Source organism: Ensifer adhaerens, assembly GCF_000697965.2.
GTDB classification, from domain to species: Bacteria; Pseudomonadota; Alphaproteobacteria; order Rhizobiales; family Rhizobiaceae; genus Ensifer; species Ensifer adhaerens.
This window is the reverse complement of sequence record NZ_CP015880.1, coordinates 3412629-3436910: the sequence shown is the minus strand read 5'-3', so window position 1 is coordinate 3436910 and position 24282 is coordinate 3412629. Positions and strand designations below refer to the sequence as shown.

Below are 24282 nucleotides of genomic sequence, written 5' to 3'. Positions count from 1 at the left end.
CGACCCGCTTCAGGAGCGACTTCCTCATGTCCGCCGTCCATGCCTCGCATCGTTTTGCCGCGTTTCGGCATGTCGGCTATCGTCGCTACTTCTTCTCGCGCTTCCTCGCCTATTTCGCGATCCAGATCATCTCTGTCGCCGTCGGCTGGCAGATCTACGATCTGACGCGCGATCCCTTCGATCTTGGCTTGATCGGCCTTTTCCAGTTCCTGCCATCGCTGGTGCTGATCCTCGTCACAGGATCCGTGGCCGACCGCTACAACCGGCGCATGATCATGGGCGTCTGCATGGTGGTCAGCACGCTTTGCGCAGCGGCGCTGCTCGCGCTGACAGTTACCGGGCTGTTTTCGCCGTGGCCGGTTTATGCGGTTCTCGTGGTCTTCGGCATCGAGCGTGCATTCCTTGCACCCGCGTCGCAATCGCTGGCGCCAAACCTGGTGCCGCCGGAAGATCTGCCCAACGCGATCGCCTGGAACTCCACCTCCTGGCAGATCGCGATGATCGTCGGCCCGGTCGCGGGTGGTCTCATCTACGCGCTTGGCGCGGTCTTTCCTTATGCCATCGGCTTCTGCTTCTTCCTCGCCTCCGCATTCATGGTCTTTGCCATTCCGAAGCCGGCGACGCGCACCCAGGCCTCGGCGCAAAGCTGGCAGACGATCACCGCCGGCTTTCGCTACATCAAGGCGGAGAAGGTGGTGCTCGGCGCCATATCGCTCGACCTTTTTGCAGTGCTGCTCGGCGGCGCCGTGGCGCTGATGCCGGTCTTTGCCCGCGATATCCTCGACCTCGGCCCCTGGGGGCTCGGCCTGTTGCGCGCGGCCCCGGGTGTCGGCGCCGTTGCCATGGCGGTCTGGCTGGCGGCGCACCCGATCCGCCATCGCGCCGGTTTCTACATGTTCATCGGCGTGGCGCTCTTCGGTCTCGGCACCGTTATCTTCGGCCTTTCAGCGACCCCCTGGGTCTCGATCGCGGCCCTCGTCGTCATGGGTGCTGCCGACATGGTCTCGGTCTATGTGCGCGAGACGCTGATCACGCTCTGGACGCCGGACGAACTGCGCGGCCGGGTCAACGCCGTCAACATGGTCTTCATCGGCGCGTCGAACGAACTTGGCGAATTCCGCGCCGGCATGATGGCGTCCGGCTTCGGCGGGGTCTTTGCCGTCGTCTTCGGTGGCATGGGCACGCTGCTCGTCTCAGGGCTTTGGGCGCTTGGCTTTCCGCAATTGCGCAAGATCGATACGCTCGACGTGCCCGATCACCACAAGTAAGCGGTGCGAGCGGACAGCACGTTACGCGCTTTCCGCCTTTTCTCCCGGCCGTTCATCGCGCAGGAAGATCAGTTCCAGGAAGTTCTCCATCCAGGTGCGCAACGGCCCGTCGTGCTGCATGCGGCCGTCGAGATGGGCCTTGCCCACCTGGGCACCGGGCATCTCGAAGCGATGGGCGCCGTGCACCACCCAGCGATGCATCATCGCGCGAGTGAGTTCGCCGTGGAACTGGATGCCCCAGGCATTGTCACCGTAGCGGAAGGCCTGGTTGGGATAGGTGTCGCCGGTTGCGAGCAGCTCGGCGCCGGAAGGCAGGTCGAAGCCCTCGCGGTGGAAATGGTAGACCATGGCCGGCCAGTCCATCAGCGCCTTGCCCGCTTCGGTCGCAACCAGCGGATACCAGCCGATCTCGGTCATGCCTTCGTGATGGGGTGCCACCGAGCCGCCGAGGTTGCGCGCGAGCATCTGCGCGCCGAGGCAGATGCCGAGATAGGGCTTGTTTTCCTTGAGTGGCACGGAAAGCCAGTCGATCTCGCGGCGGACGAACTCTTCCTCGTCGTTGGCGCTCATCGGACCGCCGAAGACGATCGTGCCGCTGTGCCGTTCCAGCGTTTCCGGCAGATCGTCGCCGAGCGCCGGACGACGGATGTCGAGCCCAAAACCCTTCTGCTCGAGTATCTGGCCGACGCGGCCGGCGCTCGATCGCTCCTGATGCAGGATGATCAGGACGGGTTTTCGGGCGCTGTCGTCGGGCATCGGCATTTCAGTTATCCTGTTGTGACTCGGCTTTCTCGACCGTGTCGCTTCTGGCCGCCGCCTCCTGGCGCTGCAACACCCGGTCGCGACCGGAAACGCCGAGCAGATCGGCAATACGCCAGATCACGTGATCTTCCATCTCACTGCGCTCGCCATCGGCATAGACAACGTCCCAGAGCATGCCGACGAGTTCGACGCGTTGCTCCTCGGAGAGGTGACGCTTGAGCTCGGCAGTGAATTGGTAGAAGTCGATCGCCTCGCTCTCGGCAGTCTCGCCGGCTTCGATCAAAGCGGAGAGCGAGGCATCGTCGAGCTTGTAATGCTCCTTGATGACCTTGCGCATCTTGCGCCGCTCGGACGCGAGGATCCGGCCGTCGGCCTCCATCACCTGGAAACAGAGAGCGATGACCGCCACGCGCGGATCGCCATGCTCTATGCGCTTCGCCGGGCCGGTCAGACCATCGAGAAACGTCCGTAAGCGTTCAAACATGTATTTTGCCACAGCCCCTTGAGAACTCAGAACAATCGGAAAGTCGTCTTTTCCGGCGCCTTCTCGCCAGCGGCCGGATCGCGCACGCCGGGGTCATCCGGCGGGCGGCCGAAGAAGGGATCGGGCCTGTGCTCGCCATTCGCGCCCTCTTCCTTCTCCGCCTTGACCGGAGGCTTGTCGGCAACCGGTTCCGGCGCCTTGCGCTCGGCGACCTTGATCGGCTGCGGTGCCGGACGCGGCTCCTCGCGCTCGGCCTCGAGGATCACGGGCGTCTCGCTGCGCCGGGCCGCGGGTGCGGGCTGGTGCACATGCGCCTCCACCACGGCGGGCAGGCTGCGGATCGCCTCGTCGGCGTTCGACTGGTCGTGGTCGACGGTGGCCGAAAGCGTATGCGGCGGGGCTTTCCATTCGAAGGCATCGAGCCGGCCGCTCACCGGCGAGACCGGCAGCCAGGTCGGCGAGGTCACGCCGTCGGCGGTCCAGGCCGGATCGCGCGGGCTCTTCAGCGCCTGCGCCATCCAGTGACGGATGCGGCCCTCGTCGCCGGTGTCGGCCTCTTCGATGTCGGCAAGCAGCAGGAAGATGCTCTCGGTCGGGTCGAGCCGGGCGGCGGCTTCCGCCTTGGTGCGAGCCAGAAGCAGTTCGCGCGCTTCGAGTGCGGCTTCGGCGACGGCAGCCATCGCCACGGCATTGTTGGGCTTCAAGGCTTCGAGCTTGCGCGCCCGTTTCAACCGGTCGACCGCAGTGTCGCCGCCGCGGGCGCGCACGTAGAGCCGGGCCACGTCCGGATGCGGCTCGTGCTTCCAGTTCTTCTCCAGGATCGAGGTGCCCTTGCGCAGGTTGTCCTCGCGAAACAGCGCCTTGGCGGCCGTCAGCGCCGCCGGCACGAGATGTTCGTCGAGCTTCAGCGCGGCAAGCGCATCGTCCCGTGCACCTTTCACGTCGCCCTCGAGCTTCGTCATTGCGCGCGCCGTCAGCAGCACTGCCTTCTTGCGATCGGCTTCCTTGCGATCGACCACGTGGGCGATGCGGCTCTGGTCGAGCAGACGCAGGGCATCGTCCCATTGACCGGCCTGGCTCTGGCTGTCGAGGGTTGCAAGCGCTGCCCAGGGCAGGTGCGGCGCCTTTTCGGCGGCGCGCTCGGCATATTGCCGCGCGGCCTCGTGGGCGCCGAGCCGCTTGGCCTCGAGATAAAGGCCGCGAAGCCCGAGTTCGCGCGTCTCCGGATCGTCGGCCATCAGCTCGAACTTGCGGCGGGCGTCGTCGTACTTGCCTTCGATCAGTGCGGTCTGGGCTTCGAGCAGGTGGATCAGCGGTTCCTGGTCGGCGCTGATCAGGCCGCGGGTGCGGGCGGTCATCTTGCGGGCAAGATTGGCGTCACCGGCGCCGGCGGCGATCAGGCCGGTCGACAGCGCCTGGTAGCCGCGGTCGCGCTTGCGGGCGCGGAAATAGCGGGTGACCGTGTGCGGCGAAAGCCAGATGGTGCGCACCAGCCAGACGACGATCAGCACCGCGGCAATCAGCGAGATCAGCAGCGATGCCGCGCGCATCAGGCTCATCTCGATCAACTGGCCCTGCCAGACGACCGAGAGTTCACCCGGCCGGTCGGCGAGCCAGGCGAAGCCGAGGCCGAGACCAAGCACGATCAGGATGAAAATCAGAATGCGGATCATATCTGGTTCCCTCAGCCTTCCGTGCCTGGTTTTGCCATCGTCGCAGCGACGGCGGCATCGATCGCGGCTTCGACCCGCAAACGCTGGTCGAGCTTGGCCTTGAAAGCCTCGCCCGCCGGCTTGGCGGTGTCGGGCAGACCATTCCATTCCAGAGCGGCGCCCTTGAGGTCGCCATTGTTCAGCTTGTCCTCGATCCGGGCGATGACGGCTTCGGGCGTTTCACCCTCGACGCTGCCGACGGGACGCACGCGAATGCCGGACATGGCGCTGGACACTAGCCGGTCGAAGATACCCTCGTTCGGGTCGGGCTGGTTGAGAGCGTCGAGCATGGCGTCGGCGGTTTTCGGGAACTCGCGGCGCAGATCCGTGCGGGTCGGCACGCCGACCTGGGCATCCTGGGCGAGCGCGGCGACGGCCTGTTCATCCGGCGCGATGCTGCGCAGCGCGTCGAGTTCGGCGAGGAAAGGCCCGCCGCGATCGATCGCCGACTTCAGTGCAGTGACCGCAACGGCTTTCGCCATCTGGATATCGTTGACCGGCTCGTTGAGCTTCTGCTCGGCGGTCTCGATGCGGCTCGTCAGTTCCGCCTTCTCGGCGGTTGCCGACTGCTGCGCATCGGCGAGCGCCGTCTTCAGGCCTGCAAGCTCCTTGGTGAGATTGTCGACTTCCGCCTTCAGCGTCTCGACCTCGGCGCTCGGCGCGCCGCTCGCAGCCGGTTGGGAGGCCGACTGTTCGAGCGCGGCGATACGACCTTCGAGTGCGGTGTTGTCGACGACGGCTGCGGGGGTGGGCAGCGCCGCGATCTGGTCGCGCAGGGCCTGCAGTTCGCCGGAAATGTTCTGCTCGACGCCGCGGGTCGGCCCAAGTCCAGGCACGATGCCGGCATATTGCAGGCCGCCGAAGCCGAGCAGCGTCACGAGACCGCCGACGATGCCGGCTGCGAGCGCACCGGAGTTCGATACCGGCTTCTGCGGCGGTGCCGGTTCGGGCTCGCGGGCCACATGCGGCGGCTCTTCGGCGAAGACGGCCGCGGCCGCGTCGGCGGCGGCATCGGCGCGCTGCTCCTCGATTTCTTCGTCCAGGCGGGATCCGGCGGCGCTGTCGTCGCTGGTGTCCCTTATCGGCTCATCCGTCTCGGCTTTGTGCGCTGTGTTCTCGGCCGCAGCGTCTGCCAGCGTCTCGCCGGTTGCTTCCGGGCCGGCCGGTTCCGCAACGGTTTTCTCCGCTTCGAGGTCGATCGTCAGCGGTTCCTTCTCGGACTTCGAGCGGCGCGGCGGGTTTTCCGATACCATGGTGACCTCTTACCGTTAGTGCCTGTCGGCTCTTCCTTCAAACCTAGTCAGCCGGAACGGTGAGGGAAAGCCCCTCCGTTCCGTTTTTGGATGAATTCGATGTTAGAGAAGACTGAAAAGGCTGTCTTCATCGGGCCTTGCGGCGGTCTCCGCCACGACGTTACCCGGCAGCGCCTCGGCCACCACGGGGCTGAGGCAGAGGTAGCGCGGCGCAAAGGAAGCAGCATCGACACCGGCTTCGGAAAGCAGGCGAACGAACTGTCGCGCGGTCTCTCGCGAGTATAAAAGCACGGCGTCGGGACGGCTGCTCCGCCGCAGATCTTCGATCGCGGCGCGCGAATGGGCGATCGGCTCCATGCGGTAGCACTCGACCGTCCGGTGCTCTATGCCGCGTTGTCTCAGCCCCTTTTCCAGCCCTTCGGAGCGCGGCGTTCCTGCCAGATAGAGCAGGGGAAGTGGCGGCAGCGTGTCGATGGTCGCGCCGATCAGTTCCGCCAGGGACTGGCCGGTACCCTCCGCTATGCGCAGATCGGAGAAACCGAGCCCGGCTGCTGCTTGCGCCGTGGCGGCGCCCACGCAGAAGCACGGGGTCGCCAGATGCTGTGACAGGTCTGCATCTGACGATACGAGCATCCGAATGGCTTCGGCGCTGGTGAGCACGATCGCCGCATGCGGCACTTCAAGCGCGGCAACGGAGACGGCAGCAAGATGTGTCGCCTGCATCAGGGGCAGCAGGATCGGCCGGTGGCCGGCGGCTTCCAGCCGGCGTACCGTCGCCTCGGCGGCGGGAAGCGGCCGGGTGACGAGCACGCGCATGGCTTTAAGTCCAGCTTGCAAAGAAGCCGGGGCCGGCCTTGGCGCGGATCTCTTCGCCGGCCTTTTGCCCAAGCGCTTCGGCGTCGGTGGCCCTGCCCTCGATCGTAACCCGGTGATGGGTCTGGCCGTCGGGCGTGAGGATCATGCCGGAAAAGCTGAGATGGGTGCCGTCCGAGGTGGCGAGACCGGCGATCGGCGTGCGGCACGAGCCGTCGAGCGTCGCGAGGAAGCCACGCTCGCAGGCGACTGCCTCATGGGTGCGGGGATCGTCGATGGCTGCGAGCAGGTCGTTGATGCGGCTGTCGCCGATGCGGCTCTCGATGCAGATCGCGCCTTGGGCCGGCGCCGGCGGGAATTCCTGGGGGTCGAGCAGTTCGGTCGGAACGTCGGTCATGCCGAGACGCTTGAGGCCCGCATAGGCAAGCAGTGTGGCATCGACCTGGCCCTCGGCGAGCTTTCTCAGCCGTGTTTCCACCTGGCCGCGATAGGTGATGACATTGATATCCGGACGCAGCCGGCGGATCAGCGCCTGGCGGCGCAGCGACGACGAGCCGACCGTCACGCCCTGCGGCAGTTCCAGCAGTTTTTTTGCCGTCCGACCGATGAAGGCATCTCGAATGTCCTCACGCGGCAGGAAGGCGGAAAGACAGAGGCCGTCAGGCAGTTTCGTCGGCATGTCCTTGGACGAATGCACAGCGAAATCGAGTTCGCCCGACAGCAATTGTTGCTCGATCTCTTCGGTGAACAGGCCCTTGCCGCCGATCTCGGCGAGCGAGCGGTCGGTGATCCGGTCGCCCTTGGTCGAGAGGATGACGACCTCGAACATTTCCGGCGCCAGACCATGCGCCGCTGCGAGGCGATCGCGCGTTTCATGGGCTTGAGCGAGCGCCAGCGGGCTGCCGCGCGTGCCGATCCGGAAAGGTTTTGTTTGCATCAAAGGCTATCCATTGTTACCGGAGTTCCGTGTACCCACCTTTCGGTGCGACCGCAATCTTTGAGTAGTTCCCGATGTCTCCGCCCCTGCGCATCCTCGGCATAGAAACAAGCTGCGACGAAACCGCCGCTTCCGTCATTTTGCGCGATTCCGGCGGTAAGGGCCATATCCTCGGCGACGTGGTCTTAAGCCAGCTGGAAGAGCACAGCGCCTATGGCGGCGTGGTTCCGGAGATCGCGGCGCGCGCCCATGTGGAGGCGCTCGACACGCTGATCGAGGAAGCGCTGCTCAGGGCCGGCGTCACGCTTTCCGACATCGACGCCATTGCTGCGACAAGTGGTCCCGGTCTGATCGGCGGCCTGATCGTCGGGCTGATGACCGGCAAGGCGATCGCGCGCGCAACCGGCAAGCCACTCTATGCCGTCAATCACCTCGAAGGCCACGCGCTGACCGCGCGGCTGACCGATGGGCTCTCCTTTCCCTATCTGATGCTGCTCGTTTCCGGCGGTCACACGCAACTGATCCTCGTCAAGGGCGTCGGCGAATACGAACGCTGGGGCACGACGATCGACGATGCGCTCGGCGAAGCCTTCGACAAAACGGCCAAGCTGCTCGGCCTCCCGTATCCGGGTGGTCCGGCGGTCGAGCGGGCAGCACTTGCCGGCGATCCGCAGCGTTTCGATTTTCCGCGACCGCTCGTCGGTGACGCCAGGCTCGATTTTTCCTTTTCGGGATTGAAGACGGCGGTGCGCCAGGTGGCGCAATCGCTGGAGCCGGTAACGGAGCAGGACATCGCCGATATCTGCGCCTCGTTCCAGCGGGCGATTTCCCGCACGCTCAAGGATCGGGTCGGGCGCGGCCTGAAGCGCTTCAAGGCGGAGCATGGCAGTGTGGCGCGCCCGGCGCTGGTGGTTGCCGGCGGTGTCGCCGCCAATCAGGTGCTGCGCTCGACGCTGCAGGCCTTGTGCGCGCAGTCCGGTTTCGACTTCATCGCGCCGCCGCTTTCGCTCTGCACGGACAACGCGGCAATGATCGCCTGGGCCGGTGCCGAGCGGCTGGCGGCAGGCATGGCGGCCGACGGCCTCGATGTCGCGCCGCGCTCGCGCTGGCCGCTCGACGCCCAGGCGCAGGCGCTGCTCGGTTCGGGCAAACGCGGCGCCAAGGCGTGACAAGATCTAAAGCATACGGATAGAGCATGAGCGACATTTCCAAGAACGGGCCGAAGATCGTCGTGGTCGGCGCAGGCGCCTTTGGCACCGCGCTCGCCGCGGTTGCCGCCTCGACCGAAGGCAGCGACGTGACGCTGCTTGCCCGTCGTCCGGAGATTGCCGAATCCTGCCGCGACACCGGCCGCAATGAGGACGCCCTGCCGGGCATCGACCTGCCGCCGGCGCTGAAACATACGGCCGATGTCTCGGTTCTTGCCGATGCCGAGGTCGTGCTCTTCGTGATGCCGTCGCAGGCGCATAGGGATGCGGCGAGACAGTATGGTCCTCATATCAATGCGGCTGCCACGATCGTCACCTGCGCCAAGGGTATGGAGCAGGCGACGGGACGGTTGCTGACCGACGTGCTGGCGGAGGAGCTGCCCGGCCATGCGGTCGGCGTGCTCTCCGGTCCGGGTTTCGCCGCCGATATCGCCAAGGGCCTACCGACGGCTATGGTGGTCGCCGCGGCCGATGGTCAGACGGCGACGATGCTGGCCGAGGTGCTCTCGGGTCCGACCTTCCGGCTCTATCCCTCGCAGGATCGCATCGGCGTGCAGCTCGGCGGCGCGCTGAAGAATGTGCTGGCGATCGCCTGTGGCATCGTCGAGGGCGCAGGCCTTGGCGACAGCGCCCGTGCCGCGCTGATCTCGCGTGGCCTTGCGGAGATGTCGCGCTTCATTGCTGCCGAGGGCGGCGAGGCCGATACTGTGCGCGGTCTCTCCGGCCTTGGCGATCTGGTGTTGACGGCGACCAGCCACCAGTCGCGCAACCTGCGTTTCGGCATCGCGCTCGGCAAGGATGGTCGCGCCAGCGGACGCAAGGGCGAACTGGTCGAAGGCGCGTTCGCCGCATCGGTTGCTGCCCGCGTTGCCCATGATCTCGGCGTCGAAATGCCGATCACCGAAGCGGTGGCGGCGATCATCGACGGCAAGCTCGATGTCCGCACCGCGCTCGAACAGTTGATGACCCGCCCGATCACTCAGGAATGAAGGGAGCGGCGATCTTCCGCCCGCATCCCGCACCAACGAAAACTCTAGGAGGAAGCATGCTCTTCGCACTTCATTGTACCGACAAGCCAGGCGCGCTGCAGCTTCGGCTCGATACCCGCCCTGATCACGTCGCCTATCTCAACGATCTTAACGCCAAGGGCATTTTGAAGATGGCCGGTCCGTTCCTCGGCGACGACGGCAAGCCGACCGGTAGCCTGGTGCTCGTCAAGGCAGAGACGATCGACGAGGCGCGTGCGATCGCCGAAGCCGATCCCTATGCCAAGGCCGGGCTCTTTTCCAATGTCGAGATCAAGGCCTTCAACTGGGTCTTCAACAATCCGGAGGCTTGAGACCAAGATGGCGCATTGGCTCTACAAATCCGAACCGTTCAAATGGTCCTGGCAGATGCAGAAGGATGCCGGCGCCAAGGGCACCGAATGGACCGGCGTGCGCAACTATCAGGCGCGCAACAACATGCGGGCGATGCAGATCGGCGACAAGGGCTTCTTCTACCACTCGAACGAAGGGCTTGAGATCGTCGGCATCGCCGAGGTCTGCGCGCTGTCGCATCCGGATTCGACTGCCGAGGGTGACGCCCGCTGGGACTGCGTCGATATCCGCGCGGTTGCCGACATGCCGCGGCCGGTGACGCTGAAGGAGATCAAGGACAATCCGAAGCTCGCCAAGATGTCGCTCGTCACCTCCATGCGCCTGTCGGTGCAGCCGGTGACCGAGGACGAATGGCTCGAGGTCTGCCGCATGGGCGGGCTCGACAATCCGCCGCGCTAGTCTTGTTTTCCGCCTGTCCGGGACGCTCGGGCAGGCGCGGAGAGTTTTGTGAAGACCGATCCGGAAAGCTTCATCCTCGAAAACACCGATGTGCTCACGCCGCCGCATGTGCCGGAGATCCGTCTGCATCTGGCGACCGAAGCGCATGAGCTCTGGCTGAAGACCGAGGAAGAGCTGCAGGAGATCGGCCTGCCGCCGCCGTTCTGGGCCTTCGCCTGGGCCGGCGGGCAGGGGCTCGCCCGCTACATCCTCGATCACCCCGAAGCTGTGCGCGGCCGCCGTGTCGTCGACTTTGCCTCCGGTTCGGGTCTGGTGGCGATCGCGGCGATGAAGGCGGGTGCAGTATCGGTGCTGGCCGCCGATATCGACCCCTGGGCGGAAACGGCCGTCCGGCTCAATGCCGCACTCAACGGGGTCACGCTTTCCTATACCGGCGAGGACATCACTGGCCGCGATCTTGAAGCCGAGGTCTATCTCGCCGGCGACGTCTTCTACGACAAGGCTTTTGCCGACCGGTTGAAACCGTGGTTTTCGGGACTTGCCGCGAACGGCGCCTCGGTGATCGTCGGCGATCCCGGACGTTCCTATTGCCCGCGCGAGATGATGACGGCGCTTGCCACCTACGAGGTTCCCGTCACCCGGGCGCTGGAGGACAGCGAGGTCAAGCGCACCACCGTCTGGCGCTTCGGCACCACCTCCTGCAATTGACGATGCCTGCACTTCCGACGATGCGCCCGATCATCGAAGCCGTTGGCCTGACGGGCTGATATCGCTGTAGCCGCGATTACCGGCGGATGACGCAGACGCCGTGTTCGTAGGCGCAGGAACCGTTCATGGTCTGTGGCGTGACGTTGATGATCTTGCCGCGTTTCGCCTCGGGCGGCGGCGCAGTATCTGCCTCATCCGCATAGCCGTAGTCGCCTTCCTGGCTGAAATAGATGCCATTGCCGACGTCGACATAGGCCGAAATGCCGCCGACATAGGTGCCGATACCAGGAATGATGTCCGGATATTCATCACCGCCGTAATAGCTCGGGCGATAGTCTCGGCCTTGGTTGCTCGATGTCCAGATCTCGCGCCCGGCCTGATCGCGCCCCCATCCACCGCCATTGCCCCACCGCTCGGGATAGGCCCGATATTGCGGCAGGCGGACATGGCGGGTGCGGGTCGAGACCTGCGGCGGCACGTCATAGATGCCTGGGCGACCGTCGTGCCTGCGGGCGTCGGATGTCCAGTAGTCGCGACCGGCTCCGTCGCGCACCCATCCGCCACGCTGCTCCCACCGTCCAGCATAAGCGCCGGGGTAGGGGCGGTAGCGCGGCAGGCGAACGTGCCGGGTGCGCGTGTTCACTTCCGGCGGGCCACCGTTGGACGCCCAGTCGCGGCGCGGTCCGCGATGGCGGTCCCAGTCGTTGCGATAACCCATGCGATCGAAATCGTGACGAGGATAGAAACGATCGGCATTCATCCTGACATGGCGTGTTCGCGTCTGCGCCTCCGGCAGTCCGCCCCGGTCTCGAGCTTCCATCGGAATGTAGCTGGTGGCGATGACCAGGCCGGCAAGCGCTAGCACTTTGGTCGCATGGATTGCCCTGAACAGAATCATTCTGCCCGCCCTCCGGGTGACGCTTAACAAATCGTTAAGGGCACTCTGGGCCACATCGTCGGGAAAGTCACGGAATTGCTTGGCTTTTTGTCGCTATCGTTAACGCCGGCCCATGTCTCCGGCTGGCAGGAAAATGGCGCAATTCGTCTAATCGATTAAATTGATTTTGCACCGCAAACACACTTGTCGTTAAGCTTTATGGTGATTAAAGGTCCGAATGACTGAATTGCGCACAATCAGGTGCGATACCGGACTAAAATCGTCCAGTTTTTTGGGCGGAAATCCGGGCATTCCGTGAGGTTCCGATGACGAATGTCACAAGAAGCCGGCCACTCTCGCCGCATCTTCAAATCTATAAACCTATCCCGACGATGGTCATGTCCATTGTGCACCGCATCACCGGTGGTGCGCTCTACTTCGGGACCATCCTCGTCGCCTGGTGGCTGATCGCCGCTGCGTCGGGTGCTGCCTATTACGACTGGGTCAGCTGGCTGTTCGGTACGCTGATCGGCAAGCTGGTGCTGTTCGGCTATACCTGGGCCCTGGTGCACCACATGCTCGGCGGCTTGCGCCACTTTGCCTGGGATCTCGGCTACGGCTACGAGAAGCACTTCGCCACCAAGATGGCCAAGGCAACGATCATCGGTTCGGTGGCGCTGACGCTGCTGATCTGGGTGGTCGGCTATCTCGTTCGCTGACTGAGGGAGAATACTCATGGATATGCGCACTCCTCTCGGCAAGGTTCGCGGTCTTGGCTCGGCCAAGGAAGGCACGGATCATTTCTGGCGCCAGCGCCTGACGGCCGTCGCCAACGTTCCGCTGTTGATCTTCTTCGTCATCTTTCTCGTTCGCTACGCAGGCGCGCCCTATGCGGATGTCGTCGCCGCGCTCGCGAACCCCTTCGTCGCCGTCGTCATGGCGCTCGTCGTGCTCTCGGGCCTCGTTCACATGCGGCTCGGCATGCAGGTGATCATCGAAGACTACGTGCATGGCGAAGGCATGAAGATCGTGCTTCTCATGCTCAATACATTTTTCACGATCGCGGTTGGCGGGCTCTGTCTCTTCGCCATCCTGAAGATCGCTTTTGCAGGGTAATTTCGCCATGGCATCGAACAGTTCACCCGCTGCAAACGGCAAGGCCTATCAATATGTCGATCACGCCTTCGACGTCGTCGTCGTCGGCGCCGGCGGTGCGGGCTTGCGCGCGACGCTCGGCATGGCCGAGCAGGGTCTGAAGACCGCCTGCATCACCAAGGTCTTCCCGACCCGCTCGCACACGGTTGCCGCCCAGGGCGGCATTGCCGCCTCGCTGCAGAACATGACGCCGGATAGCTGGCAGTGGCACCTCTACGACACCGTCAAGGGTTCCGACTGGCTCGGCGACGTCGACGCCATGCAGTATCTCGCCATGGAAGCGCCGAAGGCGGTCTATGAGCTCGAGCACTACGGCGTGCCGTTCTCGCGTAACGCGGAAGGCAAGATCTATCAGCGACCGTTCGGCGGCCACATGCAGAACTACGGCGAAGGCCCGCCGGTCCAGCGCACCTGTGCTGCTGCCGACCGTACCGGCCACGCGATCCTGCACACTCTCTATGGTCAGTCTCTGCGCAACAACGCCGAGTTCTTCATCGAGTATTTCGCGCTCGACCTGATCATGTCGGATGACGGCCGCTGCACCGGCGTCGTCGCCTGGAACCTCGACGACGGCACGATCCATCGCTTCTCCGCCAAGATGGTGGTGCTGGCGACCGGCGGTTACGGCCGCGCCTACTTCTCGGCGACCTCGGCGCACACCTGCACGGGCGACGGCGGCGGCATGATTGCACGCGCCGGCCTGCCGCTGCAGGACATGGAATTCGTCCAGTTCCATCCGACCGGCATCTACGGTGCGGGCTGCCTGATCACCGAAGGCGCACGCGGCGAAGGCGGCTACCTCGTCAACTCCGAAGGCGAGCGCTTCATGGAGCGCTATGCGCCGTCCGCCAAGGACCTTGCCTCGCGTGACGTCGTCTCGCGCTGTATGACGATGGAAATCCGCGAAGGCCGCGGCGTCGGCAAGAACAAGGACCACATCTTCCTGCACCTGGATCACCTCGATCCGGCCGTCCTGCACGAGCGCCTGCCGGGCATCTCGGAATCGGCGAAGATCTTTGCCGGTGTCGACGTGACCCGGGAGCCGATCCCGGTTCTGCCGACGGTGCACTACAACATGGGCGGCGTGCCGACCAACTACTGGGGCGAAGTCCTGAATGCCGACAGCCAGAACCCGGAGCGCATTGCGCCCGGTCTGATGGCCGTCGGCGAAGCCGGCTGCGCCTCGGTGCACGGCGCCAATCGCCTCGGCTCCAACTCGCTGATCGATCTCGTGGTCTTCGGCCGTGCCGCCGCCATCCGCGCCGGCCAGGTCATCGACCGCAACGAGCCGGTGCCGGAACTCAACAGGGCCGCCTGCGAACGGATCATGGACCGCTTCGACCGCCTGCGTAACGCCAATGGCTCCACGCCGACCGCCGTGCTGCGCGAAAAGATGCAGCACGCCATGCAGGAAGACGCGGCCGTGTTCCGCACCCAGGAATCGCTGGAATCGGGCTGCAAGCGCATTTCGGCGATCTGGAAGGAGATGCCCGACATCAAGGTCACCGACCGCTCGATGATCTGGAACTCGGACCTCGTCGAGACGCTGGAACTCGAAAACCTCATGGCCAACGCCATCACGACGATCTACGGCGCCGAAGCGCGCAAGGAGAGCCGTGGTTCGCACGCCCGCGAGGACTACACCGAGGGTCCGCTCGGCGGCCGCGACGACGTCAACTGGCGCAAGCACACGCTCGCCTGGGTCAACGAGGCCGGCGACGTCAAGCTCGACTACCGCCCCGTCCATACCGACCTGATCGCCGACGGCATCGATCCCAAGAAGATCGAGCCGAAGGCCCGCGTCTATTGATCTTGAGGAACAAGCCACATGGTTGAACTCGCTCTCCCCAAGAACTCGCAGATGACGGAAGGCAAGGTCTGGCCGAAGCCTGCCGGCGCGACCAACGTTCGCGAATACCGCATCTATCGCTGGAACCCGGATGACGGTGCCAATCCGCGCATCGATACCTTCTACATCGATGTCGACGATTGCGGCCCGATGGTGCTCGACGGTCTGCTCTACATCAAGAACAAGATCGACCCGACGCTGACGCTGCGCCGCTCCTGCCGCGAAGGCATCTGCGGGTCGTGCGCCATGAACATCGACGGCACCAACACGCTCGCCTGCACCAAGGGCATGGACGAGGTGAAGGGTGCGGTAAAGGTCTATCCGCTGCCGCACATGCCGGTCGTGAAGGACCTGGTTCCTGACCTCACCAACTTCTACGCCCAGCACCGCTCGATCGAGCCCTGGCTGAAGACGGTATCGCCGACGCCGGCCAAGGAATGGAAGCAGAGCCACGAGGACCGCCTCAAGCTCGACGGCCTCTACGAGTGCATCCTGTGCGCCTGCTGCTCGACCTCCTGTCCGAGCTATTGGTGGAACGGCGACCGTTACCTCGGTCCGGCGGTTCTGCTGCAGGCCTACCGCTGGCTGATCGATAGCCGCGACGAAGCGACCGGCGAGCGCCTCGACAACCTCGAGGATCCCTTCCGCCTCTATCGTTGCCACACGATCATGAACTGCGCCCAGGCCTGTCCGAAGGGCCTGAACCCGGCCAAGGCGATCGGCGAGATCAAGAAGATGCTGGTCGAGCGCCGTGTGTAATCGGCCGGACCGGACATGAAGTTTTGGAAACGGCGGGCCCTGGCTCGCCGTTTTCTGTTTTGCGCCTCTCCAGGGCGGCGGACAATTCGTGATTGTGCCGATGCGGGAGAGGCGGGCCGACGGCAGGAGGCGATGATACGCAGCGAGGACGTGGCGCGCGATCCGGCCCTGCGGACGTTTCAATCCTGCAACAGGTCGCCAGGAATCGTCGTCCCTTGATTTGTCAGGTGGATTTGCTGTATTTCGGCCTATATTATCGCGTTGCATCATGGTTCGCGGACACGAACAGGAGTAGGGATATGCGGGTAATTCATGCGGCGGCGGGGCTGGCGGTTGTGCTTGCGCTGGCCGGATGCCAACGGACGTCGATGGGCGGTTTCAGCTCCCAGGACGCCTCGCCCGCTCCCATCCAGGCCGCACCGGTCCCTTCGGTTTCGTCGAACCAGCTTCCGGCACCAACCGGAAACACGTCGCAATTCCCGGCTGCACCGGCGAGCGGCACGGCGGTTGCCGGCGGCGCTGTCCAGCAGCCCGGCACGCAGGTCGCCGCGGCTGCAGGTGGCGGGCTCGACGTCACCAAGGAAGCGATGGTTGGCAACTGGCGCGTCTCCAGCGCCGGCAGCTCCTGCGACATGTTCCTGACGCTCACCAATCTTGGTTCTGGTTCGCGCGGCGGCACCCGCGGTTGCGCCGGCGAGCTGACGACCATGGGCTCCTGGGAAGTGGCCGGCAAGCAGGTGGTCCTCAAGGACCGCAGCGGCAATGCCATCGCCCGCCTCTACAAGACGGCCGACGCGCGTTTCGACGGCTCGACCAATGGCGGCCAGCCAGTCAGCCTCAGCCGCTGACGCTTCTCCAGCCCGGTCTCGTGCCGGGCTTTTATTTTCCGTCCCATCTCGGGTGAGACGTGCTCAATCCTGACGACAGCATTTACCGCAAGCTCGAAGCGCTCGTCGCGAACGGCGAGCGCAAGCGTGACCCGGCGCAGTTTACGATCGCGCGGCGGTTCGATCATCTCTCGGCCGAGCTGCTCGCCAGCCGCCCGTCGCGCAAGACCAATGCGCTCGGCTGGCTGTTTGCCTCGCGCAAGAAGGACCATCCGCCGGTCAAGGGTCTCTACATCCACGGCGGCGTGGGGCGCGGCAAGACCATGCTGATGGACATGTTCTTCGAGGCGGTGCCGATCCAGCGCAAGCGCCGGGCGCATTTCCACGAGTTCATGGCCGATGTGCACGAGCGCATCTACAAGCACCGGCAGAAGCTGAAGAACGGCGAGACCAAGCAGGCCGATCCGATCCCGCCCGTCGCCTCCGAGCTCTTCGGTGAAGCGCGGCTGCTCTGCTTCGACGAATTCTCCGTGACCGACATCGCCGATGCGATGATCCTCGGCCGCCTGTTCGGCGAACTCTTCGCCAAGGGCTGCGTGCTGGTTGCCACCTCGAACGTGGCGCCCGACGATCTCTATCGCGATGGCCTCAACCGCAGCCTGTTTTTGCCGTTCATCGAACTCCTTAAGGCAAATGCCGAGGTTATCTCGCTGGACACGGACACCGACTACCGGCTGACGAAGACCGACGGCAGCCCGGTGTGGCTCTCGCCGCTCGGGCCTGAGGCGGATGCGGCGATGGCGCGCGCCTGGGCCCATGAGACCCGCAATGCGCCGGCCGCTCCGGCGGACGTGCCGCGTAAGGGGCGCAAGATCCCCGTACCGGCCGCGTCCGGAAAGAGTGCCCGCTTCAATTTCGCCGACCTCTGCCAGCAACCGCTTGGGGCTGCCGATTATCTCGCCATCCTCGAGCGCTATTCGACGATCTTCGTCGACCACGTACCGCATCTCGGTCCGCATATGCGCAACGAGACCAAGCGCTTCATCCTGCTGGTCGATACGCTCTACGACAACGGCGCCCGGCTCTTTGCCTCGGCGGCGGCAGAGCCGCAGGATCTTTTGACCCAGAAAAAGGGCACGGAAGGCTTCGAGTTCGACCGCACGGTTTCACGTCTGATCGAGATGCAAAGCGAGGAATATGCCGCTGCGCATCCCGCAAATGTTGCTGTTTCGTGACGCAGATGTGGCGCAAACTCTTACGTTTACGTAAGAATTTTATGATCTAACCGATTGAAATTGTTCCACCAAAAAGTATCGATTGATATTTTACCGATTGCCGTTTAATGGCTTCCGGCGAAGGTTTGGCGTTTGCCGCGTTTCAGGCCTTGATCATATTGGGATCACAAAGGAAGCACTTTCATGGCTCGCAACAAGATCGCACTTATCGGTTCAGGGATGATTGGTGGCACGCTGGCGCATCTCGCCGGCCTGAAGGAACTGGGCGACATCGTCCTCTTCGACATCGCCGACGGCATTCCGCAGGGCAAGGGTCTCGACATCGGCCAGTCCTCCCCGGTCGAAGGCTTCGACGTGAACCTGACGGGTGCGAGCGACTATTCCGCCATCGAAGGCGCTGATGTCTGCATCGTCACCGCCGGCGTCGCTCGCAAGCCGGGCATGAGCCGCGACGACCTGCTCGGCATCAACCTCAAGGTCATGGAACAGGTCGGCGCCGGCATCAAGAAGTATGCCCCGAACGCCTTCGTCATCTGCATCACCAACCCGCTCGACGCCATGGTGTGGGCGCTGCAGAAGTTCTCGGGCCTGCCGAAGAACAAGGTCGTCGGCATGGCCGGCGTTCTCGATAGTTCGCGCTTCCGCCTGTTCCTCTCGCAGGAATTCAACGTCTCGGTCCAGGACGTCACCGCCTTCGTTCTCGGCGGCCACGGCGACACCATGGTGCCGCTCGCCCGTTACTCGACCGTTGCCGGCATCCCGCTGACCGACCTCGTGCAGATGGGCTGGGTCACCAAGGAACGCCTCGAAGAAATCATCCAGCGCACCCGTGACGGCGGCGCCGAAATCGTCGGCCTGCTCAAGACCGGTTCGGCCTACTACGCACCGGCCGCCTCGGCGATCGAAATGGCTGAAGCTTACCTCAAGGACAAGAAGCGCGTTCTGCCCTGCGCGGCACACCTGACCGGCCAGTACGGCGTCAAGGACATGTATGTCGGCGTTCCGACCGTTATCGGCGCCGGCGGCGTCGAGCGCATCATCGAGATCGATCTCAACAAGGCCGAGAAGGAAGCGTTCGACAAGTCCGTTGCTTCGGTCGCCGGTCTTTGCGAAGCCTGCATCGGCATTGCGCCGAGCCTCAAGCAGTAATCGCCTCCCGTCGGGCGGACGCTGATCCGCTCGACCTCATTGTTTTTGCCGCATTGGTGCGGGTAGGTGCCCCACCTGCCCGCACAATGCTCAGACAGGAAAAACACCATGAACATTCATGAATATCAGGCCAAGGCTCTCCTGAAGAGCTATGGCGCACCGGTCGCGGAAGGTGTCGCGATCTTCTCGGCTGACGAAGCTGAAGCTGCTGCCAAGTCGCTCCCGGGCCCGCTCTACGTGGTCAAGAGCCAGATCCATGCGGGCGGCCGCGGCAAGGGCAAGTTCAAGGAACTGTCCGCCGACGCCAAGGGCGGCGTTCGTCTTGCCTTCTCGATCGACGAAGCCAAGGCCCATGCCAAGGAAATGCTCGGCAACACGCTCGTTACTGCCCAGACCGGCCCGGCCGGCAAGCAGGTGAACCGCCTCTACATCGAGGACGGCGCCGACATCGACCGCGAACTGTATCTATCGCTGCTCGTCGACCGCTCGGTCGGCCAGGTTGCCTTCGTCGTTTCGACGGAAGGCGGCATGGACATCGAGGCTGTTGCGCACGACACGCCGGAAAAGATCGTCAACGTAGCGATCAACCCGGAAGCCGGCGTCACCGCCGCTGATCTTGCCAAGCTCACCGCGGCCCTGAAGCTTGAAGGCGAAGCCAAGGCTGACGCTGAAAAGCTCTTCCCGATCCTCTACAAGGCCTTTGTCGAGAAGGACATGAGCCTGCTCGAGATCAACCCGCTGATCGTCATGAAGAACGGCCGCATGCGCGTTCTCGACGCCAAGGTCTCGTTCGACGGCAACGCGCTCTTCCGCCACGACGACATCAAGGCTCTGCGCGACGAGACCGAAGAAGACGCCAAGGAAATCGAGGCCTCGAAGTGGGATCTCGCCTATGTCGCGCTCGACGGCAACATCGGCTGCATGGTCAACGGCGCCGGCCTTGCCATGGCGACGATGGACATCATCAAGCTCTACGGCAAGGAGCCGGCGAACTTCTGTGACGTCGGCGGCGGCGCCGGCAAGGAGAAGGTTGCGGCAGCCTTCAAGATCATTACGGCCGACCCGAAGGTCGAGGGCATCCTCGTCAACATCTTCGGCGGCATCATGAAGTGCGACGTCATCGCTGAAGGCGTCGTTGCCGCCGTGCAGGAAGTCGGCCTCAAGGTTCCGCTGGTCGTTCGTCTCGAAGGCACGAATGTCGAGCTTGGCAAGAAGATCCTGAACGAATCCGGCCTGGCGATCACCGCCGCCGACGATCTGGACGATGCTGCCAAGAAGATCGTCGCCGCGATCAACGGCTAACTGAAGGACCAGACCACATGTCGATTCTCGTCAACAAGAACACCAAGGTCCTCGTTCAGGGCCTGACCGGCAAGACCGGCACCTTCCATACCGAACAGGCGCTTGCCTATTACGGCACGCAGATGGTCGGCGGCATTCACCCGAAGAAGGGCGGCGAAACCTGGACCGGCTCCAAGGGCGAAAGTCTGCCGATCTTCGCCTCGGTTGCCGAAGGCCGTGAAAAGACCGGCGCGGACGCATCCGTGATCTACGTTCCGCCGGCAGGTGCCGCGGACGCGATCATCGAGGCGATCGATGCGGAAATCCCGTTCATCACCTGCATCACCGAAGGCATCCCGGTTGCCGACATGGTACGCGTCAAGGCTCGCCTCGACCGCTCCAAGTCGCGTCTGCTCGGCCCGAACTGCCCCGGTATCCTGACGCCGGAAGAATGCAAGATCGGCATCATGCCGGGCTCGATCTTCCGCAAGGGTTCGGTCGGCATCGTCTCGCGCTCCGGCACGCTGACCTATGAAGCCGTGTTCCAGACCTCCAACGAAGGCCTCGGCCAGACGACGGCCGTCGGCATCGGCGGCGACCCGGTGAAGGGCACCGAGTTCATCGACGTGCTCGAGATGTTCCTGGCGGACGAAGCCACGACCTCGATCATCATGATCGGTGAAATCGGCGGCTCGGCCGAAGAGGATGCTGCACAGTTCCTCATCGACGAAGCCAAGAAGGGCCGCAAGAAGCCGATGGCCGGTTTCATCGCGGGCCGTACCGCTCCGAAGGGCCGTACCATGGGTCACGCCGGCGCTGTCGTTTCCGGCGGCAAGGGCGATGCGGAATCCAAGATCGCTGCGATGGAGCAGGCAGGCATCCGCGTATCGCCTTCGCCGGCTCGTCTCGGCAAGACGCTGGTCGAAGTCCTCAAGGGCTGATCTCAAACCATTTGTCCGGGCCGGTCGATCCGGCCCGGACAACGTGCCTGCCGCCTGTTTCCTTGGCTGATTGAAGATCAGGACATGCGGCAATGACTGCCACGGTGACCCAGCGCGTCCTGACGATGCGCGGCGCCGTAGGAAAAAGGCCCGGCGCCCGGACGCGCCGAACGAACATGAACGACCGGGATACCCGGCAACCCAACTTCAGTCAGGAGGCGGACAGATCAGTCCGCGTGAGACCATGACAAGGCAAGAGGCCAACGAGCAATTCCAGCTCACTTCGTTTCTGGACGGCGCCAACGCCGCCTATATCGAGCAGCTCCATGCACGCTACGAGGCGGACCCGGCGTCCGTGTCGGCTGAATGGCAGGCCTTCTTCAAGGCGCTCGCCGACCGGCCGGAAGATGTGGTGAAGGCAGCCAAGGGCGCCTCCTGGAAAAAGAACAACTGGCCGATCCCGGCCAATGGCGAACTGGTCTCGGCGCTCGATGGCGACTGGGGCACGGTCGAGAAGGTCATCGAGAAGAAGGTCAAGGCGAAGGCCGAGGAAGCGGCGGCCGCCACCGGCACCGTCGCCAGCGCTGCCGACATCCACCAGGCGACGCGCGATTCCGTCCGCGCCATCATGATGATCCGCGCCTATCGCGCCCGCGGCCACCTGCATGCCAAGCTCGACCCGCTCGGCCTGGCTGCCCCGGTTGAAGACTACAACGAGCTTTCGCCCTCGAACTACGGTTTCGAGGACAAGGATCTCGACCGCAAGATCTTCATCGACAACGTGCTCGGTCTTGAATACGCGACCCTCCGTGAGATGGTCGAAATCCTCGAGCGCACCTACTGCTCGACGATCGGCGTCGAGTTCATGCACATGTCCAACCCGGAAGAGAAGGGCTGGATCCAGGAGCGCATCGAAGGTCCGGACAAGGGCGTCGACTTCACGCCTGAAGGCAAGAAGGCGATCCTGCAGAAGCTGATCGAGGCCGAAGGCTTCGAGCAGTTCATCGACGTCAAGTACAAGGGCACCAAGCGCTTCGGTCTCGACGGCGGTGAGTCGCTCATTCCGGCGCTCGAGCAGATCATCAAGCGCGGCGGCCAGGAAGGCCTCAAGGAAATCGTGCTCGGCATGGCCCATCGCGGCCGTCTGAACGTGCTTTCCCAGGTCATGGCAAAGCCGCACCGCGCCATCTTCCACGAGTTCAAGGGCGGCTCCTACGCGCCTGACGACGTCGAAGGTTCGGGCGACGTGAAGTACCACCTCGGTGCGTCTTCCGACCGCGAATTCGACGGCAACAAGGTTCACCTGTCGCTGACGGCAAACCCGTCGCACCTGGAAATCGTCAACCCTGTGGTCATGGGCAAGGCACGCGCCAAGCAGGACCAGATGGCGACCGTCTTTGAAGGCGACATCATTCCGCTGCGCGAACGCTCCAAGGTCATGCCGCTGCTGCTGCATGGTGACGCCGCTTTTGCCGGCCAGGGCGTGATTGCTGAAATCCTCGGGCTTTCCGGCCTGCGCGGTCACCGCGTTGCCGGTACGGTCCACTTCATCATCAACAACCAGATCGGCTTCACCACCAATCCGGCCTTCTCGCGCTCGTCGCCCTATCCGTCCGACGTCGCCAAGATGATCGAAGCGCCGATCTTCCACGTTAACGGCGACGATCCGGAAGCGGTTGTCTACGCGGCCAAGATCGCCACCGAATTCCGGATGAAGTTCCACAAGCCTGTCGTCATCGACATGTTCTGCTATCGCCGCTTCGGCCACAACGAAGGCGACGAGCCGGCGTTCACGCAGCCGAAGATGTACAAGGTCATCCGCGCCCACAGGACCGTCGTCCAGGTCTACTCCGACCGCCTGATCGCCGAAGGCCTGATTTCCGAAGGCGAAGTCGAGAAGATGAAGGCCGACTGGCGTGCGCATCTCGAACAGGAGTTCGAGGCCGGCCAGTCCTACAAGCCGAACAAGGCCGACTGGCTTGACGGTGTCTGGTCGGGCCTGCGCTCGGCCGACAACCAGGACGAACAGCGCCGCGGCAAGACCTCGGTGCCGATGAAGCAGTTGAAGGAAGTCGGCCGCAAAATCTCCGAGATCCCGGCTGGTTTCAGCGCGCACCGCACGATCCAGCGCTTCATGGAAAACCGCGCCAACATGATCCAGACCGGCGAGGGTGTCGACTGGGCCATGGCTGAGGCGCTCGCTTTCGGCACGCTGGTCACGGAAGGCACCAAGATCCGCCTGTCGGGTCAGGACTGCGAACGCGGCACCTTCTCGCAGCGCCACTCGGTGCTCTACGATCAGCAGTCGGAAGAGCGCTACATCCCGCTCGCAAACCTGTCGCCGACCCAGGCGCGCTACGAAGTCATCAACTCGATGCTTTCGGAAGAGGCAGTTCTCGGCTTCGAGTACGGCTACTCGCTCGCCCGTCCGAACGCGCTCACCCTCTGGGAAGCTCAGTTCGGCGACTTCGCCAACGGTGCGCAGGTCGTCTTCGACCAGTTCATCTCGTCGGGCGAACGCAAGTGGCTGCGCATGTCGGGTCTCGTCTGCCTGCTGCCGCACGGCTATGAAGGCCAGGGTCCGGAGCACTCGTCTGCTCGCCTGGAACGCTTCCTGCAGCTTTGCGCGGAAGACAACATGCAGGTCGCCAACGTCACGACGCCGGCGAACTACTTCCACATCCTGCGCCGCCAGGTGAAGCGCGACTTCCGCAAGCCGCTGATCCTGATGACGCCGAAGTCGCTGCTGCGTCACAAGCGTGCGATCTCCAGCCTGTCGGAAATGGCCGGCGAGAGCTCGTTCCACCGCCTGCTGTGGGACGATGCCGAGGTGATCAAGGACGGCCCGATCAAGCTGCAGAAGGACTCGAAGATCCGTCGCGTCGTGCTCTGCTCGGGCAAGGTCTACTACGACCTGCTCGAAGAACGCGAAAAGCGCGGCATCGACGACATCTACCTGCTGCGCGTCGAACAGCTCTATCCGTTCCCGGCCAAGGCGCTCATCAACGAGCTCAGCCGCTTCCGCAACGCGGAGATGGTCTGGTGCCAGGAAGAGCCGAAGAACATGGGCGCTTGGTCGTTCATCGACCCGTACCTCGAATGGGTTCTCGCCCATATCGACGCCAAGTATCAGCGCGTGCGCTACACCGGCCGTCCGGCTGCCGCATCGCCGGCGACCGGCCTGATGTCGAAGCACCTGGCGCAGCTTGCCGCCTTCCTCGAGGACGCGCTGGGGGGCTGATGCTCCCCACGCTCTGAGCCAATAGAAACAGATATCTGATCAACG

23 protein-coding genes are annotated in these 24282 nt (G+C 64.0%); 16 read left to right on the top strand and 7 right to left on the bottom strand.

Annotation, left to right across the window (positions count from 1 at the left end; genetic code table 11):
• Positions 1-26: 26 nt before the first annotated feature.
• On the top strand, positions 27-1268 hold the full coding sequence (locus tag FA04_RS16715) for an MFS transporter (RefSeq protein WP_034802606.1): 1242 nt from the start codon (positions 27-29) through the stop codon (positions 1266-1268).
• Positions 1269-1289: 21 nt separating this feature from the next.
• On the opposite strand, the gene FA04_RS16710 is transcribed toward FA04_RS16715, so the two are convergent.
• The 6 genes from FA04_RS16710 to hemC all read right to left on the bottom strand — a co-directional run bounded on the left by FA04_RS16710 (position 1290) and on the right by hemC (position 7229).
• Entirely contained in the window at positions 1290-2030 is a 741-nt protein-coding gene (locus FA04_RS16710; RefSeq protein ID WP_370689573.1) for a glutamine amidotransferase, read from the bottom strand.
• 1 nt (position 2031) lies between these two features.
• Complete coding sequence (locus FA04_RS16705) at positions 2032-2514, bottom strand: tellurite resistance TerB family protein (protein WP_034802604.1); 483 nt, start codon at positions 2512-2514, stop codon at positions 2032-2034.
• 26 nt (positions 2515-2540) lie between these two features.
• Positions 2541-4187, bottom strand: coding sequence for a heme biosynthesis protein HemY (locus FA04_RS16700; RefSeq protein ID WP_034802602.1), 1647 nt, complete (start codon positions 4185-4187; stop codon positions 2541-2543).
• Between the two features lie 11 nt (positions 4188-4198).
• On the bottom strand, positions 4199-5479 hold the full coding sequence (locus FA04_RS16695; RefSeq protein WP_034802600.1) for a COG4223 family protein: 1281 nt from the start codon (positions 5477-5479) through the stop codon (positions 4199-4201).
• 102 nt (positions 5480-5581) lie between these two features.
• Complete coding sequence (locus FA04_RS16690) at positions 5582-6295, bottom strand: uroporphyrinogen-III synthase (protein ID WP_034802598.1); 714 nt, start codon at positions 6293-6295, stop codon at positions 5582-5584.
• 4 nt (positions 6296-6299) lie between these two features.
• The gene (gene hemC, locus FA04_RS16685) at positions 6300-7229 is read right to left on the bottom strand and encodes a hydroxymethylbilane synthase (RefSeq protein ID WP_034802595.1); all 930 of its coding nucleotides are present in this window, start codon (positions 7227-7229) and stop codon (positions 6300-6302) included.
• A 74-nt stretch (positions 7230-7303) separates the two neighbouring features.
• On the opposite strand from hemC, the gene tsaD reads away from it, so the two are divergent.
• From tsaD to FA04_RS16660, 5 genes are read left to right on the top strand one after another with little or no spacing between them, the layout of a single operon-like run.
• A complete protein-coding gene (gene tsaD / locus FA04_RS16680) occupies positions 7304-8398 on the top strand; it encodes a tRNA (adenosine(37)-N6)-threonylcarbamoyltransferase complex transferase subunit TsaD (protein ID WP_034802592.1) in 1095 nt (364 codons plus the stop codon).
• Between the two features lie 26 nt (positions 8399-8424).
• Positions 8425-9426 carry an NAD(P)H-dependent glycerol-3-phosphate dehydrogenase gene (locus FA04_RS16675; RefSeq protein ID WP_034802589.1) on the top strand — a complete coding sequence of 334 codons (1002 nt, stop codon included), beginning with the start codon at positions 8425-8427 and terminating at the stop codon, positions 9424-9426.
• A 56-nt stretch (positions 9427-9482) separates the two neighbouring features.
• The gene (locus tag FA04_RS16670; RefSeq protein ID WP_034802587.1) at positions 9483-9776 is read left to right on the top strand and encodes a YciI-like protein; all 294 of its coding nucleotides are present in this window, start codon (positions 9483-9485) and stop codon (positions 9774-9776) included.
• 7 nt (positions 9777-9783) lie between these two features.
• A complete protein-coding gene (locus FA04_RS16665; RefSeq protein WP_034802584.1) occupies positions 9784-10215 on the top strand; it encodes an EVE domain-containing protein in 432 nt (143 codons plus the stop codon).
• 48 nt (positions 10216-10263) lie between these two features.
• Complete coding sequence (locus tag FA04_RS16660) at positions 10264-10923, top strand: class I SAM-dependent methyltransferase (protein ID WP_034802582.1); 660 nt, start codon at positions 10264-10266, stop codon at positions 10921-10923.
• A gap of 76 nt (positions 10924-10999) precedes the next feature.
• On the opposite strand, the gene FA04_RS16655 is transcribed toward FA04_RS16660, so the two are convergent.
• Positions 11000-11821: a hypothetical protein gene (locus FA04_RS16655; RefSeq protein ID WP_051659629.1), complete on the bottom strand. Its 822-nt coding sequence runs from the start codon at positions 11819-11821 to the stop codon at positions 11000-11002.
• Between the two features lie 305 nt (positions 11822-12126).
• On the opposite strand from FA04_RS16655, the gene sdhC reads away from it, so the two are divergent.
• The 10 genes from sdhC (at position 12127) to FA04_RS16605 (ending at position 24237) form a co-directional block, all read left to right on the top strand.
• A complete protein-coding gene (sdhC, locus tag FA04_RS16650) occupies positions 12127-12519 on the top strand; it encodes a succinate dehydrogenase, cytochrome b556 subunit (protein ID WP_034802580.1) in 393 nt (130 codons plus the stop codon).
• A 16-nt stretch (positions 12520-12535) separates the two neighbouring features.
• The gene (gene sdhD, locus FA04_RS16645; protein WP_034802578.1) at positions 12536-12916 is read left to right on the top strand and encodes a succinate dehydrogenase, hydrophobic membrane anchor protein; all 381 of its coding nucleotides are present in this window, start codon (positions 12536-12538) and stop codon (positions 12914-12916) included.
• A 7-nt stretch (positions 12917-12923) separates the two neighbouring features.
• Entirely contained in the window at positions 12924-14765 is a 1842-nt protein-coding gene (sdhA, locus tag FA04_RS16640) for a succinate dehydrogenase flavoprotein subunit (RefSeq protein WP_034802575.1), read from the top strand.
• Positions 14766-14783: 18 nt separating this feature from the next.
• Positions 14784-15563 carry a succinate dehydrogenase iron-sulfur subunit gene (locus FA04_RS16635; RefSeq protein WP_034802573.1) on the top strand — a complete coding sequence of 260 codons (780 nt, stop codon included), beginning with the start codon at positions 14784-14786 and terminating at the stop codon, positions 15561-15563.
• Positions 15564-15862: 299 nt separating this feature from the next.
• Entirely contained in the window at positions 15863-16411 is a 549-nt protein-coding gene (locus tag FA04_RS16630) for a protease inhibitor Inh/omp19 family protein (protein ID WP_034802570.1), read from the top strand.
• Positions 16412-16470: 59 nt separating this feature from the next.
• Positions 16471-17625, top strand: a complete 1155-nt coding sequence (gene zapE / locus FA04_RS16625; protein ID WP_034802567.1) for a cell division protein ZapE — start codon at positions 16471-16473, stop codon at positions 17623-17625.
• 183 nt (positions 17626-17808) lie between these two features.
• On the top strand, positions 17809-18774 hold the full coding sequence (gene mdh, locus FA04_RS16620; protein ID WP_034802565.1) for a malate dehydrogenase: 966 nt from the start codon (positions 17809-17811) through the stop codon (positions 18772-18774).
• A gap of 108 nt (positions 18775-18882) precedes the next feature.
• Positions 18883-20076: an ADP-forming succinate--CoA ligase subunit beta gene (gene sucC, locus FA04_RS16615; protein WP_034802562.1), complete on the top strand. Its 1194-nt coding sequence runs from the start codon at positions 18883-18885 to the stop codon at positions 20074-20076.
• A 17-nt stretch (positions 20077-20093) separates the two neighbouring features.
• Positions 20094-20996: a succinate--CoA ligase subunit alpha gene (sucD, locus tag FA04_RS16610; protein WP_034802559.1), complete on the top strand. Its 903-nt coding sequence runs from the start codon at positions 20094-20096 to the stop codon at positions 20994-20996.
• A 244-nt stretch (positions 20997-21240) separates the two neighbouring features.
• Positions 21241-24237 (top strand): 2-oxoglutarate dehydrogenase E1 component, encoded by a 2997-nt coding sequence (locus tag FA04_RS16605; RefSeq protein ID WP_034802556.1) that lies wholly within the window; start codon positions 21241-21243, stop codon positions 24235-24237.
• The last annotated feature ends 45 nt before the right edge of the window (positions 24238-24282 follow it).

Coding starts and splice junctions, on each gene's coding strand:
- FA04_RS16715 (WP_034802606.1), top strand. CDS start 27: ATGTCCGCCGTCCATGCCTCGCATCGTTTTGCCGCGTTTCGGCATGTC.
- FA04_RS16710 (WP_370689573.1), bottom strand. CDS start 2,030: ATGCCGATGCCCGACGACAGCGCCCGAAAACCCGTCCTGATCATCCTG.
- FA04_RS16705 (WP_034802604.1), bottom strand. CDS start 2,514: ATGTTTGAACGCTTACGGACGTTTCTCGATGGTCTGACCGGCCCGGCG.
- FA04_RS16700 (WP_034802602.1), bottom strand. CDS start 4,187: ATGATCCGCATTCTGATTTTCATCCTGATCGTGCTTGGTCTCGGCCTC.
- FA04_RS16695 (WP_034802600.1), bottom strand. CDS start 5,479: ATGGTATCGGAAAACCCGCCGCGCCGCTCGAAGTCCGAGAAGGAACCG.
- FA04_RS16690 (WP_034802598.1), bottom strand. CDS start 6,295: ATGCGCGTGCTCGTCACCCGGCCGCTTCCCGCCGCCGAGGCGACGGTA.
- hemC (WP_034802595.1), bottom strand. CDS start 7,229: ATGCAAACAAAACCTTTCCGGATCGGCACGCGCGGCAGCCCGCTGGCG.
- tsaD (WP_034802592.1), top strand. CDS start 7,304: ATGTCTCCGCCCCTGCGCATCCTCGGCATAGAAACAAGCTGCGACGAA.
- FA04_RS16675 (WP_034802589.1), top strand. CDS start 8,425: ATGAGCGACATTTCCAAGAACGGGCCGAAGATCGTCGTGGTCGGCGCA.
- FA04_RS16670 (WP_034802587.1), top strand. CDS start 9,483: ATGCTCTTCGCACTTCATTGTACCGACAAGCCAGGCGCGCTGCAGCTT.
- FA04_RS16665 (WP_034802584.1), top strand. CDS start 9,784: ATGGCGCATTGGCTCTACAAATCCGAACCGTTCAAATGGTCCTGGCAG.
- FA04_RS16655 (WP_051659629.1), bottom strand. CDS start 11,821: ATGATTCTGTTCAGGGCAATCCATGCGACCAAAGTGCTAGCGCTTGCC.
- sdhC (WP_034802580.1), top strand. CDS start 12,127: ATGACGAATGTCACAAGAAGCCGGCCACTCTCGCCGCATCTTCAAATC.
- sdhD (WP_034802578.1), top strand. CDS start 12,536: ATGGATATGCGCACTCCTCTCGGCAAGGTTCGCGGTCTTGGCTCGGCC.
- sdhA (WP_034802575.1), top strand. CDS start 12,924: ATGGCATCGAACAGTTCACCCGCTGCAAACGGCAAGGCCTATCAATAT.
- FA04_RS16635 (WP_034802573.1), top strand. CDS start 14,784: ATGGTTGAACTCGCTCTCCCCAAGAACTCGCAGATGACGGAAGGCAAG.
- FA04_RS16630 (WP_034802570.1), top strand. CDS start 15,863: ATGCGGGTAATTCATGCGGCGGCGGGGCTGGCGGTTGTGCTTGCGCTG.
- mdh (WP_034802565.1), top strand. CDS start 17,809: ATGGCTCGCAACAAGATCGCACTTATCGGTTCAGGGATGATTGGTGGC.
- sucC (WP_034802562.1), top strand. CDS start 18,883: ATGAACATTCATGAATATCAGGCCAAGGCTCTCCTGAAGAGCTATGGC.
- sucD (WP_034802559.1), top strand. CDS start 20,094: ATGTCGATTCTCGTCAACAAGAACACCAAGGTCCTCGTTCAGGGCCTG.
- FA04_RS16605 (WP_034802556.1), top strand. CDS start 21,241: ATGACAAGGCAAGAGGCCAACGAGCAATTCCAGCTCACTTCGTTTCTG.